This window comes from Mesorhizobium sp. M2D.F.Ca.ET.226.01.1.1 (assembly GCF_004022705.2).
Lineage (GTDB): Bacteria > Pseudomonadota > Alphaproteobacteria > Rhizobiales > Rhizobiaceae > Mesorhizobium.
Genome location: NZ_RZOY02000011.1, coordinates 175200 through 192105 on the forward strand (window position 1 = coordinate 175200; position 16906 = coordinate 192105).

The following is a 16906-nucleotide window of genomic DNA, read 5'->3' on the forward strand; positions in this document are numbered from 1 at the left end:
AGCAATCCCGGACATCCGAGTTCACCGTTTGGTGATGATGCACATTGCAGGAGAGCAAGCACCGTTGCGCTTGCCTTTAAGGCATCTATTTTGGAGGGTGGTCGCGGCTGGTGGGTACAGAATGTCGATATTGCCTTTCTCAAGATTCTACATGCCGCTCAACGCGGTGCTGGCTGCGCCGGGACTTCTGGCCGTGGCTGCGCTCACGATACCGGACATGTCCGGACGAGGCAGACTGGCTCTGGTTGCCGTGCTCGCGGTCATTTGGGGCGCTTATCTTCTGCAGATGGCCGCGACGGTGCTCAAGCGCTGGGCGGGAGACGTTCGGGACAGGACGCCGGCGGTCGCCATCGATGTGCTGGCGGTTTTGGTTCCACTCGCCGCGTTTGTGCTCGTCGGCACGCCCGACTGGAGCCTCTACTGTGCCGTCTGGCTGTTGAAACCGCTACGCGACTCGACTTTCTTCCCGCTGCTGGGCAGGGTCCTGACCAACGAAGCGCGAAACCTGATCGGCGTCACCACGGTCTTCGGCGTCGTTCTGTTCGGTGTTGCGCTCATGGCCTATGTCATCGAGCGCGACATTCAACCGGAAAAATTCGGCAGCATTCCCCAGGCGATGTGGTGGGCGGTGGTCACGCTGTCCACCACCGGCTATGGCGACGCCATTCCGCAAAGCTTCGCCGGCCGCGTCCTTGCCGGGATAGTCATGATGAGCGGCATCGGCATCTTCGCGCTCTGGGCCGGTATTCTTGCTACCGGCTTCGCTCAAGAAGTCCGTCGCGGGGATTTCGTCCGCAATTGGCAATTGGTCGCCGCCGTGCCGTTGTTCCAGAAACTCGGCCCGGCCGTGCTGATCGAGATCGTGCGCGCGTTACGACCTCGCACGGTGCCGGCGGGCGCCGTGATCTGCCGCAGCGGCGAGCCCGGTGATCGGATGTTCTTCGTCGTGGAGGGGCGCGTCACCGTCGCGATGCCGAACCCCGTGGAGCTCGGCCCTGGCGCCTTTTTCGGCGAGATGGCGCTGATCACCGGTGAACCGCGTATGGCGACCGTCAGCGCCGCAACATCGGTGTCACTCCTGTCACTGCACTCGTCGGATTTCCAGATGCTGTGCAGCAGCAGCCCGGAGATCGCTGAAATCATCCGCACGACCGCGCTTGAGCGGCGCGGCGCGGCGCAGCCGTCCGAATAAGTGTCGTTGCTAGAGGTCCGAGGCGCTGGCGAATGCATCGGCTTTCGCCGCCGGCGCTGTGTATTGCCGGTCTGGCCGGTATCGGCGGAGCCGCGAATCTGTGCTAAGGCGCCGCCCGATCAATCAAAGGAAGACAGCTGTGAGCGAACTGACCTTGGCCGAGGCGATTGAGAATATCTATGCCTCACTTCGAGCGGATAATGCCGATCTCGATGCGCATATCGCGACCCTCAAGGCTGCGCTGGCACGAGAGGGGAAGAAACAGGCCGTGTTCGATCCGACAAGGCTGGTGCAGAACAACCGCGCCGGCCGCAAGTTGATGCAGGCTTATTTTCGGCAGCGCGGAGTCAGCGTGAGCTTTTCGGAGTAGCAGAGTCCACGCGCGGGTGATCTCAAGCGCCGTCGGCTGGCGACACCGAAATCCTATGCAACTAGGTCTTGTGCCAGCGCCGAGTCGTGCGCGGCGCGTACCGCGTCGAACTATCCTGTGCCCAGCCTGGCCGGGACTATCTCGACCGCCGGCTCATCTGGGATATGCATCTCAAGCCGCGGCGGAGCGAGTTCTTGGCGCTGATTTTCGGCAGGCGGGCGGTGGGTAAAAACCAACGGCTGGCCCAACCGGAAGCAGCCCTATGCCTTGAGCACACCCAATGGCCGCTTTGCGCCGCATTTCGGCCTAACAGGTAAAGTTCGTCGTTGCCCTGAATCGTGATTGCGACTTTCCCCGATCCGAGAAACATTCCTTTATCCAATCCCCGTGGAAGGCAAGAGACGCGACCATGAGTGGGAACGGCTTAGCCATACCAAGACGCAATAATTTAGGTTACCTTCCTTGGATTGAGCTGTCGCGACCTATGGTCGGGTCGCATCACGTGGGAGACCTTCCCCCAATCTCAAGCCGCGTCGATGCGTCGATCGCTATTTCAGAAGTATTTCTTGGTCTTGTTCGCGGCGGCCATTTTTCCGATGGTTGCTGGTGGCGTCAGCAACACGTGGTTCAGCTATGTCGACCAGCGATCCTCAGTGCCCTGCTGCACTCCGAGGCAACATCGGCGGCCGACAAAATTGAGAGCTTTTTTGACAGCATCCAGCTTCCGCTGGGCTCTACGATCCCCCCGGAAGGGTCGAATATGGCAAGCGTGAAACAGCGAGGCGGTTGCCGCCGAAAAAACCATGGTTCCAGGGATTGCCGTGCCTGCCTGCATCGGTTCCCGCCCGGATATTCTGTCTCGAGGGAGCAATGATTACCCGGTCAAGCCTTATTCTGAGAACGTTTTCCCAAAAATTCTCGAAAAATAGCAATCGACAAAGTCTACTAACTTTATAGATTAACAGCTGAGACGGAGGCCGATATGTCCTATATCCAGAACGCTCAGACCGCCCGCAAGGGACACAGGCTGACCGCCGACCAGAGCTGGAGGCCCGCCTATGGCGGCACGTTCGCCTATCTCGTCTTCGCGCTCGCATTCGTGTTCACCGGCGCGGTGGTGCTGGGGCTGATCCCCTGATTTCAAGGCGGGCCGAGACCCGCCGTCAAACAACCTGAGTTGCGTAACCGGAGTGGAAAGCTGGCCGAGCGCAGGGGGCTGTCGCGCGCTTGCGTCGCGGATTTGGTTCGAAGGCCTTGGAGCGGGGCAAGCCAACGTGATGGAGGAGATGGCAATGCCGATCGAGTTCACGCATGTTCCCGGTAAGGCTGCCAATGGCAGCTTCTTCTATGATTTCGCCGAGACGGCGACCAAGTTGTCGCTGATCGAGGACGCCGGCTTTCGCAAGCTGGTGGTCGACGATCCGGCCGGCCTGCTCACCAATATGGACATCGCCGCGCAAACGCTCGACCGCACCAGCGCGCTCGAAATCGTGCTGACGCATTGGGCCGGCGTGATCGAGCCGACGGTGGCTGCAAGGCAGCTCGCGGCGCTTGATCGCCGGGGTGGCGGTCGCCTGTCGCTGCGCATGCTGAGCGAGCCGCTCGAAGACAGCGATGCCGAGGCACGGCCGATCGGCCACGGCGTGGTCTGGCAGCGCATCGACGAGTATCTGGTGCTGTTGAAGCGGCTGTGGTCGAACGACAGGCCCTTCGACCATGAAGGCGCCTTCTACAGTGTCCGGGGCGGCTTCGTGCCGCGCAAGGGCCCGCATGGCGCCGATCTTGTCATCCGCCTCGGCGGCCAGTCCGGCACGGCGCTGAAGGTCGCCGGCAAGCATGCTGATATCTTCGAGCTCGCCGCCGGCTCGCCCGACGAAGTGCGGCAGCTGATCGAACGTGCACGCAGCGCCGCCGCCGAGCACGGCCGCGCCGGCAGGCTACGGTTTGCGCTTCCGGTGCGCATCCATGCGGACGGCTGGAGCGGCACCCCGGATCACCGGGCGGTCGAGATCGCAGGACCGCCGGCGCGGCTCGCCCTGGCGCTTTTGCCCTATGCGGCGCTCGGCATCGAGGAGTTCATGCTGAGCGGCATCGACCGCCCAGGCGAGATCGCCCGCATCGGGCGCGAGACGATCACGTTGATCGCGAATTCGCTGGCGCGGCGCGAAGCGGAGATCCCGCAGCCGGGTGCGTTTGCCGCAAATCCCTTTGCCGAACACCGCGCCGGCTAGGGCAAATCCAGGAAAAGTGTCTGGCGGTTTCCGTCCGGAATTGCCTAGAAGCAAATACTTGGAGCGGTTCGGCATTTCCGAACCGCTCTAAGGTCACGGCGCGTCGGAGTAATCCAGACCGTCCATCACATAGTCCGCGAACAGGAAGTCGCGGATGCCGGCGATCCGGCCATTCTCCCAATGGATGAGGATGAAGTAGCGCGGCGGCCCGTCCGGACGGTCCGGGCTGGTGACCAGGATGGCGGGCCGGCCTTCGACGAGGCCGGTCGTGAAATGCCAATGCGTTTCGTCGGCATAGCGGCCGAAATAATTGCCGACATATTCCTTGCCGTCGGCGCGCAGGCGGTTGACCAGCTCCAGCTTGACGTCCTCGGCCAGAAGACCGCGCAGCACATCGAACTCCCTTGCGTTGAAGGCGGCCACATAGTCGCCCAAGCGGCGCATGTCCTGCCGGTCTAGCGCCGGACGGGGCGACACCATCCGGGGGGCGGCCGCCAGCTGGCGTAGGCTCTCACGGCCACGCTGCAGCGCGCCCTTGATCGCTGTGTCGGAGGTTTCGAGGATTTCGCCGATCTCCTCCAGGCTGTGGCCCAGCACATCCTTCAGCACGACCGTGCATCGTTGCGTTGGCGGCAGCTGCATCAGTTCGGCCAGGCTCGCCTCGGCGGCAATGCGCGCATCCAGCGCCGAATTCTCGTCGGCGAGCGTGTCGAGCTCGATCTCGCTTTCGCGCCCGCGCGAACGAGCCCGCTTGCGCAGGAAATCGAGCGCCGCGTTATGCGCGATGCGAAACAGCCAGGGTTCGGTTCTGTCGGGCATGTCGCCATTCCTGATCGCCACGAACCCTTTGACCAAAGCCTCCTGCACGATGTCTTCGCCATCGATGACCGATCCGACCATGCGCGAAGTGTAGCGGTGCAGCTTGGCTCGCAGCAACGCAGCCTCGCGCTCGAAGGCGCGAAGCCTGGTTTCGGTCGCCGCAACGGTCACGCAGCCTCCTTAGTTCTCCACCCCACCCGTGTGGGAATAGGTCGTGTGGCCCATCATGCTCTCGCCGGCGGCCAGCTCGATGATGCTCTTCATGTACTCGGAAAAGCGCGGATCGCCGCGGAAGGCCGCGATGTCGTCGGCCGAGCGCCACTGCGAGATGTTGGCGACCTTGCTGCCGTCGCCGTCGACGACCACCGACGAAGACAGCGAGCCAGGTTGCTTGCTGAAAAAATTCCGCGTGCCCTCGGCAAGCGTGTTGGCCAGTTCCTGCTGCTTGCCAGGCTTGGCGGTGAAGACATTGATCAAGGTCACTGTGGTCGACATGGCTTGGCTCCGTTTGTCCTGATGGCGGAGGCCGTTGCAGCTCTCGCACCTGTTGTGACCCTCAAGACGAAGCCGGAAACGGAAACGGAACGGTGAGACGAAAATTTTTTGGCGGGCAATGAAGTGAGCCGGCCGGGCGCCGCCCTGGGACATTTCGAGCGACGGTCCGGCAAAAATCCGCTCACCGTTCCGAAAACGCCTTGATCATGGGCCGCCTGCCTTGGAGCAATTCCAGGAAAAGCGCAGCGGTTTCGCTTCGGCACGTTTCCGTAACCTCCGTCCGCAATTGCGCGAAGAATCCTTGCTCATGCGCATCGTGCCCGGGAACTGCCTTGCGGTCCAGACCCGCAGCTTGCGCAGACGGGACAATCGGTCGCCATAAATTGTTGAGCAGCACGGTCATCTTTATAGTTGACTCGCAATGTCATGTTTCATAATCAACCGGGATGGCCGCCTGGCGTCTGTATGGACGGCGGACGCCACATTGCAACGATGAAGCGAGGACGAGCCTTGTCCCGAAACCGTCTCTTGGCGGCGCTGGCCGCGTCACTCATTCTTTCGGCAGGCATCGCTCTTTCGGCAGGCATCGCTGCGGCGCAGGAACAATCGGCACCTGCGCCGGTTGAGCAGGCGCCGGCCGCACCGACCCCGCAAACACCCCCGGCACAAACACCCGCGGCAGAGACGCCGGCCGCGCCCGGAGACGCCCAGCCGGCTCCGAACGCAGCCGTTAGTGCAGAGCCTTCCATCTCGCTGACGCTGCCGCATGACCTGTCGCCCTGGGGCATGTTCATGAATGCCGACATCGTCGTGAAGGCGGTCATGGTAGGGCTCGCCTTCGCTTCCCTCGTCACCTGGACGATATGGCTCGCCAAGTCGCTGGAGGTCTTCGGCGGCAAGCTGAGGGCCCGTCGCATCGCCGACGCGATCGGTAATGCCGCGACGCTGATGCAGGCCGGTCGGGAACTTGGCCATGGCGGCGGTCCCGGTGCGCTTCTGGTGCGGGCGGCGGAAGAAGAACGGGCGCTTTCGGCCGGCGCGCTCGACCATGCGTCCGGCGACGGCCTCAAGGAGCGCGTCGCCTCCAGGCTGTCGCGCATCGAGGCGGCGGCGGCCCGGCGCATGTCGCGCGGCACCGGCCTGCTCGCCACGATCGGCTCGACGGCGCCCTTCGTCGGCCTGTTCGGCACCGTCTGGGGCATCATGAAGGCCTTCATCGGCATCTCGCAGGCGCAGACCACCAATCTGGCCGTCGTGGCGCCCGGCATCGCCGAGGCGTTGCTTGCCACCGCCATGGGCCTGGTCGCGGCCATTCCGGCGGTCGTTATCTACAACGTCTTCGCGCGCTCGATAGCCGGCTACAGGCAGATCCTTGCCGATGCTTCCGCGGGCGTCGAGCGGCTGGTCAGCCGCGATCTCGATTTCCGCACGGCGCCGCCGGCGACGGCGATCGCGGCGGAGTAACGGCGATGGCGGCGCGGATACGCGAGACGTCCGACGACGATCTCGAGGAAAGCCACGACATCAACGTTACGCCGTTTATCGACGTGATCCTGGTGCTGTTGATCATCTTCATGGTCGCGGCCCCGCTTGCCACTGCCGACGTCAATGTCGACCTGCCGGGTTCGACGGCGACGCCGATGCCGCGGCCCGAGACACCTTTGTTCCTGACGCTGAAAAGCGATCTGACGCTGGCGATCGGCAATGACAGCGTGCCGCGGCCGGCCTTTGCCGGGGTGCTCGACAGCCGCACCAAGGGCGACAGGCAGACGCGCATCTTCCTGCGCGCCGACAAAACCGTCGGCTACGGCGACCTGATGGAGGTGATGAACCTGCTGCGCGCCGCCGGCTATCTCAAGGTCGCGCTGGTCGGGCTCGAAACCACGGGCGGCGCCGGCGGGCAGGCTGCGCCGCAAACGCCTGCGGCCGGCGCGAACCCCTCCCAAGCAGCGGATGGAAGCTCAGCGCCATGACCGTCGCCGCCCTTTCCGGGATTTCGCAGCCGCGCTTCGGCGTACGCGAGGTCGGTCTGTGGACGAGTGCGGCCGCGATCATTCTGGCCGCGCATGTGGCGGTCGCCTACGCGGTGCAGGATCTGAGCTTTGCGGAGATACCGGATGGCGGCCCGCCGCCGGCGCTGGCGGTCGAGATGGCGCCGCTAGTCGTCGCGCCCGCGGTGCCGGAAGAGGCGGCGATGCTGGACAGGGTGACATCCGGACCGCCCGATGCAGCCGAGGAGACGGAAAAGCCGGCCGTCGTGAGACCGGTGGCCGACCCGCTGCCGGAACCGATGATCGAGCGGACAGAGCCGGCTACCGAACCGCCGATCGATGCCGACAAGGCGCAAGAGGCCGACCCAGCTGAGCAGGCGATGGCCGCGCTGAGCGAGCAGCCGCCGTTGGACGAGGTTGTGCCGGATCCCGTCGAGGCGGTCGCTCCGGACGTCGTCATCCCGCTGCCCAAACCGAAAGCTGTGGACGCGGAGGTGAAGGCGCAGAAGCCGGTCGAGGCTAGGAAAAAGACCGAGAAGAAACCGGTCGATAAGCCGAAGGAACGGGTCGGGAAGGAAAAGGCGTCGCCATCCAGGACGATGACCACCGCCAGCATCGACACCAAGGTGGCGGCAAAGGTCGCCGCGCCGCAGTCCTCGAATGCGGCGCAGCGATCGAGCGTCAGTCCGTCGCGCTGGAATTCCAGCCTGGCGGCCTGGATCACGCGGCACACGCGCTATCCGGGCGCGGCGCGCTTCAGGCGGGTGCAAGGCACGCCGATCGTGACCTTCACGGTCGATACGTCCGGCAAGGTGGTCTCGGCCAGGTTGGCGCGATCCTCGGGCGACGGCGATCTCGACCGCGCAGCCCTCGCCGCCTTGCAGGGCGCCTCGGTGCCGGCGCCGCCGGCGGAACTTGGCGCTCGCGTCACCCGCACGGCACCATTTGTGTTCAGCCTGCGGGACTAGGCCGGCGCGACGGATGGTGGTACGCGCCTGAATTGTTCAACTTTGCCGCGGCATGCTCCCCGCCGAAATCAAGATGATGATGCTGACTCGCCGCAACCTCCTCAAAACCGCCGCTGTCGCCGGCGCGGCCGGCGTCGGCCTCTCGGCAGCCGGCAAATTTGCCGGCTGGGCAGCAGCAAAGCCCGAGCCGCTGGTCCTCAAGACCGCAAGAATTGAGGCGCGGCTGACGGACGGCGCACCGACGAACAACGTGCTCACCTACGGCGAAGCGGGCATGCCGCCGGTCGTCAGGATGCGCAAAGGTGAGGCGTTTGCCGCGCGCTTGATCAACGGTATCGACGATCCGACGACCATCCACTGGCACGGCATCCGGGTTCCCAACAAGATGGACGGCGTGCCGTTCCTTGTGCAGCCCTATGTCTATCAGGGCGACCATTTCGACTATGCGTTCACGCCGCCCGACGCCGGCACCTTCTGGTACCATCCTCATTGCAACACACTGATCCAGATGGGACACGGGCTGACCGGCGTGATCGTGGTCGAGAACCCGAAGGACCCGGTCTTCGACGCCGAGATGGTCGTCAACCTGCGCGACTGGCGGCTCGGTGACGACGGCCAATTCATCGAGCCATTCAGGCCGCGCGACGCGGCCAAGGCCGGCACGTTCGGCACGGTGCGCACCGCCAACTGGCTCGACCAGCCGCAATTCGACGCCCCGGCCGGCGGTCTCGTGCGGCTGCGCGTCGCCATCACCGACCTCACCCGCATCTATGCCTTTCGCGTCGACGGCGCCGAGGCGACCGTGATCGCGCTCGACGGCAACCTTGTGCCGCAACGCTTTGCCCCGGATGCACTGCAGCTTGGTCCTGGCCAGCGGCTGGAGCTTGCCATCCGCATGCCGGACGAGGAAGGCGCGATCGTCAGCCTGCGCGACGTGCGCGGCACCAAGCCGAAGATCCTGGCGACCCTGCGCTCGGTCGGCAAATCGCTCAAGCGCGACCTTCGCGATCTCGGCCCGCTCGAAGCCAATCCGGTGGCGGAGGTAGACGTCGCCGGCGCCAAGCGCATTCCGCTGGCGCTGAGCGCCACGGCCGAAAACGTGCCCGCCGACGGCATTTGCGGCTCGCTCGGCTACAGTTTCTGGGCGATCAACAAGGTGCCGTGGCCGGGCGACACGCCGGACCCGACCGCACCGCTGGCGGAACTGAAGCTCGGCCAGAGCTACATCATCGACATGGAAAACCTCACCCCGCACGCGCACCCGATCCACCTGCACGGGATGAGTTTCAAGGTGCTGTCGTCTTCGACGCGGGCGGTCCAGCCGCTCGTCTCCGACACCTATCTGATCCAGCCCAATGAGAAGGTGCAGTTGGGCTTCGTCTCCGACAATCCCGGCGACTGGCTGCTGCACTGCCACATCATCGAGCACCAGAAGACGGGCATGACGAGCTATCTTCGGGTGGCGTGACGGCGTCTCGTTTTTGTGAGGTGGGTTGACCGCGCCGCCTGATTGCCTAGGTAGGCAACTGGGCATGCGGGCGACACGCAACTCCGACCGACGGCATGACATTTTTGCGCATTCGAAAACTTGCCCTTGTTGCGGCGGGTATTCCCATCCTGTCCTCCTGCGTCATTCCCGACGATACGTCGAGCATCGCCAAGGTAGACCCCACCACGGCCGCTGCCCGCAAGGAGATGGTCGGTCTCAGCGAGGCCGATGTCCGCATGTGCGCAGGCTTTCCGACCGCGACAGCCGATATGGGAGCGTCCGGCCAGATCTGGACCTATCAGCGCACCGTGCAGCGCGGCAATCTCAGCATTGCGGTGCCAACCATGGCCGTGGGCGCGATCCCCGCTGTCGGCGGGTCCGTCAATGTCGCCCCCGGCGGTTACTGCAATACGCAGATTCGCATGGTCGGCGGCCATGTCGCCGAAGTGGCCTACGCCGGCGACAACAATCTGCCGAACAGCGTCGATGCGCTCTGTGTCAGCACGGTCGACGCCTGCGTGGCCTATGCGCGCCAACGCAATCACAAAGCGACGGCGGTAAGGTGAGTGGAACGAGGGGAAGCTACGGCGAGCAAATGTATTCGCCACCACCCGGATGCGGGCATTCCTGCCCGCATCCTTTGGCGACTACTGGCGGCGGGCCTCGGCCTCGCGCCGCTCCCTCTTCTTGCGCCACGGCGCGTTGGCCTCCCAGTCTCCTGCCATGATGCAGCCGTAAGGCAGCACCTCGTCGACGATTTCCGCCAGGCCGAAATGCTCGATCTGGCGGCGCATCGAAGCCGCGTTCTTGTAGGCGCTGGGCAACTCCGAAATGTCGGTCACCCCGCTGAAGAACCGGGCGTCGATACCCCGGGTTTCCTCGGCGAAGATCTCGGCATCGCTGCGCCCGGCCTGCATGCGCCGGTGCTGGGTGCGCGAGAAATTGCGCCCGGCGCCATGCGGCGAGAAGCCAAGCCCGTTTTCTTGCCGCGCACGATCAGCACCGGCTCCGCCATGTTGAGCGGGATCAGCGTCAGATCGGTCGCGTCGCCGGCCCAGCCGTCGAAGGCCGGTGTGGCGCCTTTGCCGTGGTAGAACAGCCCGTCCGAGCGGCGGAAGACGAAGTTGTGCTCATTCCAGAACCGGTCCGAGACCTTCGCCGACAGCTTTTCGGCCGCGAGATCATGGATGAGCATATGGTTGCCCTTGGTCCATTCGCGGATCACCTGCAGGGCTTCCCAATACTCATCGCCTTCCCGCGTGTCGGCCGGGATCCAGGCGTTCTGCGGCAAGGTCTCCGGCGACAGCGTCTTGCGCACGCCTTCGGCGATCCTCATCCCCTTGGCATAGAGACGGGCACCCGGCGCGCGCGAACCGTGATGGGTCACCAGCGCCGTCTCGCCGCTCGACTTCAGCGTGCCGACATAAGCGAAATGGTTTCCGTCGCCCTGCGTGCCGAAATGCTCGATCGCCGCGCTCTTCAGGTCGCGCAGCATGTCATTCGCCTCGAAGCGCTGGAACAACGCGTCCGCCGGCCGGAACTGCTGGCCGCGCTGGCGCCCGCCTGGCCCGAAATGGGTCACGGCGTGCACGGCGTCGAGCAGCACGGCAGGCGCCACGCCGGGAAACACCGAGATCGCCATCGAGCAGCAGATGTCGGCCGAATGCATGCCGGGATGGATGGCCTCGGACACGGCAACGCCGCCGACCGGGATGGTGCCGGGCGAGCCCGCCGGGCAGGCATCCGGCATGACGGCGCCGGCGCGAACCACGGGCGTGCGCATCAGTTCGGTCATGCTGCGCGTGACCGCTTCGACATTGTCGGCCTCATGCTGGTTTTCGGCCAGGATGTTGAGATGCAGCGGCAGCGCGCCCCTCGCGTGCAGCGGCATCGCCGGCGGCGGCGCGAAGGCGCGCGCGGCCTCGATCGCATCCGCATGCGACCCGCCCTTCTCCAGCACGTCATTGGCCGCCACGAGCGCCCGGGCAAACCACTTGCCCTGCCGCATTCCGGCGTCGATCAAATCCTGTCCGCTTACGATCTCGGTCATGTCTTTCACTTTCGGTCGGTCGTCATTGAAATCAACGGACGACAAGGGTCACGAGACGCTTTTCCGCCACGTCGCAGTGTCCTGCGAAGGAGGGACACGAACCCTCACGCCTTTCGGCGCCCGCTCTCGGCGTTTCACTTTCTGAGCAGGCTGCGTCTACCTGTAGTCCCGTAGCATTCGTCCTCGATGGTCTGGCGACAAGGGGCGACAAGACAATTTACTGAGCTACTTTCCACCCGAAGGATGGAAGGGGTGGCTTGAACACCCGACCTTCCACGACATCCGTCGCGGACGCTCTATCCCTGTAGTCCTGCCTGCATTCGCCATTCGTCATTCAACTCTCAACTGCATTCCAAGGGCGGGCGACAAGTCGATGCGAGAAACCGATCGATCCGGGGATCGACGGTGGATTTGAACCACCTGGCTACCAGATGTATTCCCGCAGGCATTCGCCCTATCCGATCGGCTGGCGACAAGGATCGGCAAGACGACGCTTGACTGCGCCACCCCGCTCGAGAGAGCGAGGGGGTGATTTGAACACCCGACCTCCCGCCTTGCGGCGGACGCGCTACCTGTAGTCCTGCCTGCATTCGCCATTCGTTCGTCGTGCCGCGGCGACAAAATAGGATGAAACCCGGGAGTCCCGCTCGTGCCAGAGAGCGCCAGCAAGGTGAGGAGTCGAACCTCACGGAGCATCCCGCTTGGTTGCTACTGTAGTTCCATCGGGCATTCGCCGCGGCTTTGTTCGAAGGTCATGACGGCAAGGTGTTGGTGAAACGTTTCCCGCTTAACCATTCGGCCACGCGCTCGATCGAGCGCGGCGGGAATCGAACCCGCGTGAGGAGCACCTGAAGCTGTAGTTCCACCGGCATCCGTCATGCCTTTTGTTCAGTTTCCTTTCTTTTCGAGGCTCGATGGAGCCGTGCAAAAGTCGTCGGGCATGACGACAAGGGTGATGAAACATCTCCCTGCCTTGCGGCAGGTCCTGCTCTAACCGCTGAGCTACGGGTCCATAGCTGCCCTCCTTCGCTGAAGCTTCGGAGGGCATCCTGCTTCGTGCGAAGGCTTGGACTTGTCCTGCGAAGCTCGAAAAGCGAAGCAGGATGGCGGACCCGACGGGATTCGAACCCGCGACCTGGAGGGTGACAGCCTGTAGTTCCATCGGCATTCGTCATGCCCTGTTCTTGCGGTGCCGGCGGACGCGCCGCCGACACCATTTCTCAAAGCTCCACCGCCTCGATCGCGCGGACCCAATGGTCAGGGTCGCCGCCGGAGGCGAGCATCGCGCCGACCACGTCGAAGACCCGGTCGGAGAAGCCGCCGACATTCAGGATGTCGGCCTGCCCCTTCGCTTGCGTCGTGGCGTAGGGCTGGATGTCGATGCAGACCAGCTTGGCTTTCGGGTTCAACCCCTTAAGCTTCTGCCACTCCTGCATCGTCGCCGTGCCCTGATGCGCGTTCTGCGTCGCGTCCACCCAGGACTGGTTGTCCGAAACGAACACCACCAGGTCGACCTTCGCCTTCTCACGCACCAGCCGCGCCAGCGGCGCCGAGCAGTTGGTTCCGCCGCCGCCGATGGCCGCGAGTTTCGCCGCGTTGGTCATCACCGTGTCGCGAGCGTTGAGGTGGACATCCACCACATCGTTCTCGAACGGCAACACCCTCGCCGTCGGGTTGCGGCGCAGCAGCGCGGCGGCCACAAGGGCAGCCACGTCGATGCAGCGCGCGGCCGAGGTCGCGCCCTTGCGGTAGCCGGTCGCCGGCGAGGCCATCGACCCCGATACGTCGGGGCAGACGACCACATTGCCTTCGACCTGCGGCACGTTGCCGAGCGCGACTTCCATCGCGTCCTGCAGCGCATCCTTGACCACCCCGGGCACACCCGCCTCGGCTATGGTGAAGGCCACCATCAGCTGGTACGGGAACACCCTGGCGCGCTGGACCTCGTCCGGATCGCTGAGGCGCGCCGCGAGCTTCTCGGCAAAACCCTCCACCTCGAACACGCCATTGCGCGCGAAGCTGTTGAGGTTCTGCCGCAGCATCTGCCAGCTGGCCGTCTCGGCGATCTGCACCCAATGCTCGCGCGACAGCGGCATCGAGGTCAGCATCTGGAACGGCACCGCCGGCACCGGCAGCGACGGATCGCGCTTGAAGGCCTCGAAGGCCTTCACCACGTCCGGCAGCGCGGCGACGTCATGCGGCTTGCCGATGAGATAGCCGTAGAGCGCTTCACGCGAGGCCGAAGCCGGCTTCGGGTGAACCATCTTCACGACATCGGCCAGCGACGGGTCGTTGCCGACCGCGGCACGCATGATCTCGAAGTCCGACGCATGCTCGAGCCACGCCTGGACCAGGCGCTTCGGCCGCGAGCCGAGCGACTTGCGCCCGGTGGCGCCGGAGCGCATCACCTGCACGAAGTTGCGCAGCATCTTGCCGTTACGCACGATACGGACGAAGGCGCGGTTGAACGCGTCGCCCTGCATCAAGGACAGCGCGGCCAGCAACAGCGCCGGCATGTCCTTCATGTAGCCCTGCTCGAAAGCATGGACGGCGGTCTTCGCCAGAAAGGCCGGCTCGACCTGCCAGGCGAGCTTCAGCACCTCGTCGAGCTGCTCGCGCGGCTCGGCGTAGAACGTGGCGTTGAACGTTCCCGTCGCCGCCAGCTGAGCCAGGGCCTGCTCGGGCGACAGGCGGTAGGCCTGGGCGCCCTCATGGTTCCTGGCATCAGCCGGCGGGAGCAGCTTTCCTGCAAACGTCGCAAACACGGATTTGTTTGCCATTGTCGTGATCCTTCTTGTCAACGCCAGGATCATTACAAGCCGCGTGCCAGTTTGAGCGCGGTGGCGCTGGCGAACCGGTTTATTTCCATTAAACTATTGTTTTCAAATAATTAAAAAATCCAGGCATTCGAGCTGCCACCCGCAAGCTCTATTTCCGGCTACACCAATATGTGATACATGCATATCGACCCTTATACGATGAGATAAGAATGAGACGACGCGTAGCGATTGGGATACTGGGCACGACGCTCGACGCCAGCGGGCGCGAGGACCGCTGGAAAAGATGGCGACCGACGGTCGCGCTCTGCCAGCAGCCCGGCCTGTTCATCGACCGGCTGGAGCTGATCCATGGTGACAATTCGGAGCGTTTGGCCAGACAGGTCATCGCCGACATCGAGGAAGTCTCGCCGGCGACGGAGGTCAGGCGGCATGTCATCCCGATGAAGGATCCCTGGGACTTTTCCGAGGTCTATACCGGCCTGCGCGACTTTGCCCGCGCCTATGCCTTCGACCCCGAGAAGGAAGATTATCTGGTCAACATCACCACCGGCACGCATGTGGCGCAGATCTGCTGGTTCCTGCTCACCGAAGCGCGTTTCATCCCGGCGCGGCTGCTGCAGCTTTCCCCGCGCAAGGAGGGAGGCGACTATCCCACCGGCAGCCATTCGATCATCGACCTCGACTTGTCGCGCTATGACGCGATCGCCACCCGCTTCGCCGCCGAACGCGACGAGGCGACCTCGTTCCTGAAATCCGGCATTGCCACCCGCAATGTGGCCTTCAACCGCATGATCGACCAGATCGAGAAGGTGGCGATCCGCTCGCGCGCCCCGGTGCTGCTGACCGGTCCGACTGGCGCCGGCAAATCGCAGCTGGCGCGGCGCATTTACGAGCTGAAGAAGGCGCAGCGCCAGGTGTCGGGCGGCTTCATCGAGGTCAATTGCGCGACGCTGCGTGGCGACCAGGCGATGTCGACACTGTTCGGCCATGTGAAGGGCGCCTTCACCGGCGCGCAGAACGAACGCGCCGGCCTGATGAAGTCGGCCAACAAGGGCGTGCTCTTTCTCGACGAGATCGGCGAGCTCGGCCCCGACGAACAGGCCATGTGCCTAAGGGCGATCGAGGAAAAGCGCTTCCTCCCGGTCGGCGCCGACCAGGACGTGACCTCCGATTTCCAGCTGCTTGCCGGCACCAATCGCGATCTCTCGATCGACGTGAAGGCGGGAAAGTTCCGCGAGGACCTGTTCGCGCGGCTCAACCTCTGGACGTTCCAGCTGCCGGCGCTGCGCGACCGCAAGGAGGACATCGAGCCCAACCTCGAATTCGAGCTGCGCCGCTTCGGCGAGCGTGAGGGACAGAACGTCACCTTCAACAAGGAAGCGCGCGAGCTCTATCTGAAATTCGCCATGACGCCGGAAGCGCAGTGGCGGGCAAATTTTCGCGACCTGTCCGCCTCGGTGACGCGCATGGCCACGCTTGCCCCGCTCGGCCGCATCAACGAGGAAGCGGTGCGCGACGAGATCGCACGGCTCGGCCAGCTCTGGCGTGACGGCGGCAGCGGCGACAACGATCCGGACGCGCTGCTGCGCGACGTGCTGGGATCCGATCGCCTTGCCGAAATCGATCCGTTCGACCGCGCTCAGCTCGCCACGGTGGTCGAGGCCTGTCGCGACAGCAATTCGCTCAGCGCCGCCGGACGCAAGCTCTTCGCCGTCTCGCGCCTGAAAAAGACCAGCGGCAACGATGCCGACCGGCTGCGCAAATATCTGATGCGATTCGACCTGAGCTTCGAAGACCTTGCCCGGCAGTGAAGCGCCTGGCTGCTACTTCGATCATCGGTCGCGCCGCTGCGCGGACAGCCCCTCGCCGTCCGTCGCTGGCCTTTCTTTGCCGGCTTCGGTCCGTGCGTGCGGCGCATCCATCAGGTTTCTGACCTTGGCATTGTTGTGAGCCTCAATGACCGTGCGGCTGAAATGAAGCAGGATCCCGAGCACTGACATTGGCACTTCCTCCATTGGATTGGCTGATATGTCGCTGTCCGAGGGCGTGGCGGGACCGCCGGTCTTGATTAATTCCAGGCTCGGGGCCTTCGCCGTAGCCCTCCGTCCTGAATTTCTTAAAAAACAAAGAGTTGGAGCCCCCCGTCGAATCGGGCGAGGGGCTGGAGCAACTCAACGTTTGCCGGCAAAAGCGATCTGCGCGAGCCGCGACTTTTCGCGGTCGTTCGGCGTGACCTCCCAACCGACATCCTTCTGAAGCTCAGGCGACAGGCTGTTCATCAGGTTTCTGGTCTTGGCGTTTCTATGTTGGCGCATGATGGAGCGGCCGAGATTTCCGAGCATCGACATCGTCGCATTTCCTGTTCCGTTGAGACCGCGTAGGGCCGTCGGAAGTGGGATGAATGCGTCCGGTCTGTTTCGCGGGAATGGCTCGGAGAACGGCTGATCGTTTCCAAACACGTGCGCTTCGAAACATTTGCATGCAAATGGCCTGGCCGCGAGGACTCACGGCGAAGCGTCAG

The 16906-nt window shown here is 64.1% G+C and carries 16 protein-coding genes and 2 pseudogenes; 11 read left to right on the forward strand and 7 right to left on the reverse strand.

What is annotated here, in order from left to right:
• Positions 1-121: 121 nt before the first annotated feature.
• The 5 genes and pseudogenes from EN869_RS24895 (at position 122) to EN869_RS24915 (ending at position 3793) form a co-directional block, all read left to right on the forward strand.
• A complete protein-coding gene (locus EN869_RS24895) occupies positions 122-1192 on the forward strand; it encodes a cyclic nucleotide-gated potassium channel (RefSeq protein ID WP_127229016.1) in 1071 nt (356 codons plus the stop codon).
• A gap of 139 nt (positions 1193-1331) precedes the next feature.
• Complete coding sequence (locus EN869_RS24900) at positions 1332-1562, forward strand: hypothetical protein (protein WP_127229015.1); 231 nt, start codon at positions 1332-1334, stop codon at positions 1560-1562.
• A gap of 65 nt (positions 1563-1627) precedes the next feature.
• Positions 1628-1783 (forward strand): annotated as a pseudogene (locus tag EN869_RS35190) (GMP synthase); the annotation flags it as partial.
• A 761-nt stretch (positions 1784-2544) separates the two neighbouring features.
• Complete coding sequence (locus tag EN869_RS24910) at positions 2545-2700, forward strand: hypothetical protein (RefSeq protein ID WP_127229014.1); 156 nt, start codon at positions 2545-2547, stop codon at positions 2698-2700.
• Between the two features lie 154 nt (positions 2701-2854).
• The gene (locus EN869_RS24915; RefSeq protein WP_127229013.1) at positions 2855-3793 is read left to right on the forward strand and encodes an LLM class flavin-dependent oxidoreductase; all 939 of its coding nucleotides are present in this window, start codon (positions 2855-2857) and stop codon (positions 3791-3793) included.
• A 93-nt stretch (positions 3794-3886) separates the two neighbouring features.
• Here the strand turns inward: EN869_RS24915 and EN869_RS24920 are convergent, their stop codons facing one another.
• The 3 genes from EN869_RS24920 to EN869_RS24930 all read right to left on the reverse strand — a co-directional run bounded on the left by EN869_RS24920 (position 3887) and on the right by EN869_RS24930 (position 5510).
• Positions 3887-4783, reverse strand: coding sequence for an RNA polymerase sigma factor (locus EN869_RS24920; RefSeq protein WP_245489556.1), 897 nt, complete (start codon positions 4781-4783; stop codon positions 3887-3889).
• A gap of 9 nt (positions 4784-4792) precedes the next feature.
• Positions 4793-5107 carry an antibiotic biosynthesis monooxygenase gene (locus tag EN869_RS24925; protein ID WP_167498663.1) on the reverse strand — a complete coding sequence of 105 codons (315 nt, stop codon included), beginning with the start codon at positions 5105-5107 and terminating at the stop codon, positions 4793-4795.
• Between the two features lie 181 nt (positions 5108-5288).
• Positions 5289-5510, reverse strand: a complete 222-nt coding sequence (locus tag EN869_RS24930) for a hypothetical protein (protein WP_127229011.1) — start codon at positions 5508-5510, stop codon at positions 5289-5291.
• A 107-nt stretch (positions 5511-5617) separates the two neighbouring features.
• On the opposite strand from EN869_RS24930, the gene exbB reads away from it, so the two are divergent.
• From exbB to EN869_RS24955, 5 genes are all read left to right on the forward strand, one after another.
• Entirely contained in the window at positions 5618-6571 is a 954-nt protein-coding gene (gene exbB / locus EN869_RS24935) for a tonB-system energizer ExbB (protein WP_127229010.1), read from the forward strand.
• A 5-nt stretch (positions 6572-6576) separates the two neighbouring features.
• Positions 6577-7080, forward strand: a complete 504-nt coding sequence (gene exbD / locus EN869_RS24940) for a TonB system transport protein ExbD (protein WP_127229009.1) — start codon at positions 6577-6579, stop codon at positions 7078-7080.
• Positions 7077-8066, forward strand: a complete 990-nt coding sequence (locus tag EN869_RS24945) for an energy transducer TonB (RefSeq protein WP_127229008.1) — start codon at positions 7077-7079, stop codon at positions 8064-8066. Before exbD ends, EN869_RS24945 begins: the two co-directional genes overlap by 4 nt.
• 73 nt (positions 8067-8139) lie before the next feature.
• A complete protein-coding gene (locus EN869_RS24950) occupies positions 8140-9534 on the forward strand; it encodes a multicopper oxidase family protein (protein ID WP_127229007.1) in 1395 nt (464 codons plus the stop codon).
• 95 nt (positions 9535-9629) lie between these two features.
• Positions 9630-10121, forward strand: coding sequence for a hypothetical protein (locus EN869_RS24955; RefSeq protein WP_127229006.1), 492 nt, complete (start codon positions 9630-9632; stop codon positions 10119-10121).
• An 81-nt stretch (positions 10122-10202) separates the two neighbouring features.
• Here the strand turns inward: EN869_RS24955 and EN869_RS24960 are convergent.
• Positions 10203-11605 (reverse strand): annotated as a pseudogene (locus EN869_RS24960) (RtcB family protein).
• Positions 11606-12825: 1220 nt separating this feature from the next.
• Positions 12826-14385, reverse strand: a complete 1560-nt coding sequence (locus EN869_RS24965) for a TROVE domain-containing protein (RefSeq protein ID WP_127229005.1) — start codon at positions 14383-14385, stop codon at positions 12826-12828.
• Positions 14386-14594: 209 nt separating this feature from the next.
• On the opposite strand from EN869_RS24965, the gene rtcR reads away from it, so the two are divergent.
• On the forward strand, positions 14595-16196 hold the full coding sequence (gene rtcR, locus EN869_RS24970) for an RNA repair transcriptional activator RtcR (protein WP_127229004.1): 1602 nt from the start codon (positions 14595-14597) through the stop codon (positions 16194-16196).
• A gap of 21 nt (positions 16197-16217) precedes the next feature.
• Here the strand turns inward: rtcR and EN869_RS34565 are convergent, their stop codons facing one another.
• A complete protein-coding gene (locus EN869_RS34565) occupies positions 16218-16385 on the reverse strand; it encodes a hypothetical protein (protein ID WP_167498661.1) in 168 nt (55 codons plus the stop codon).
• A 171-nt stretch (positions 16386-16556) separates the two neighbouring features.
• Positions 16557-16733: a hypothetical protein gene (locus tag EN869_RS34570; protein WP_167498660.1), complete on the reverse strand. Its 177-nt coding sequence runs from the start codon at positions 16731-16733 to the stop codon at positions 16557-16559.
• Between the last annotated feature and the right edge of the window lie 173 nt (positions 16734-16906).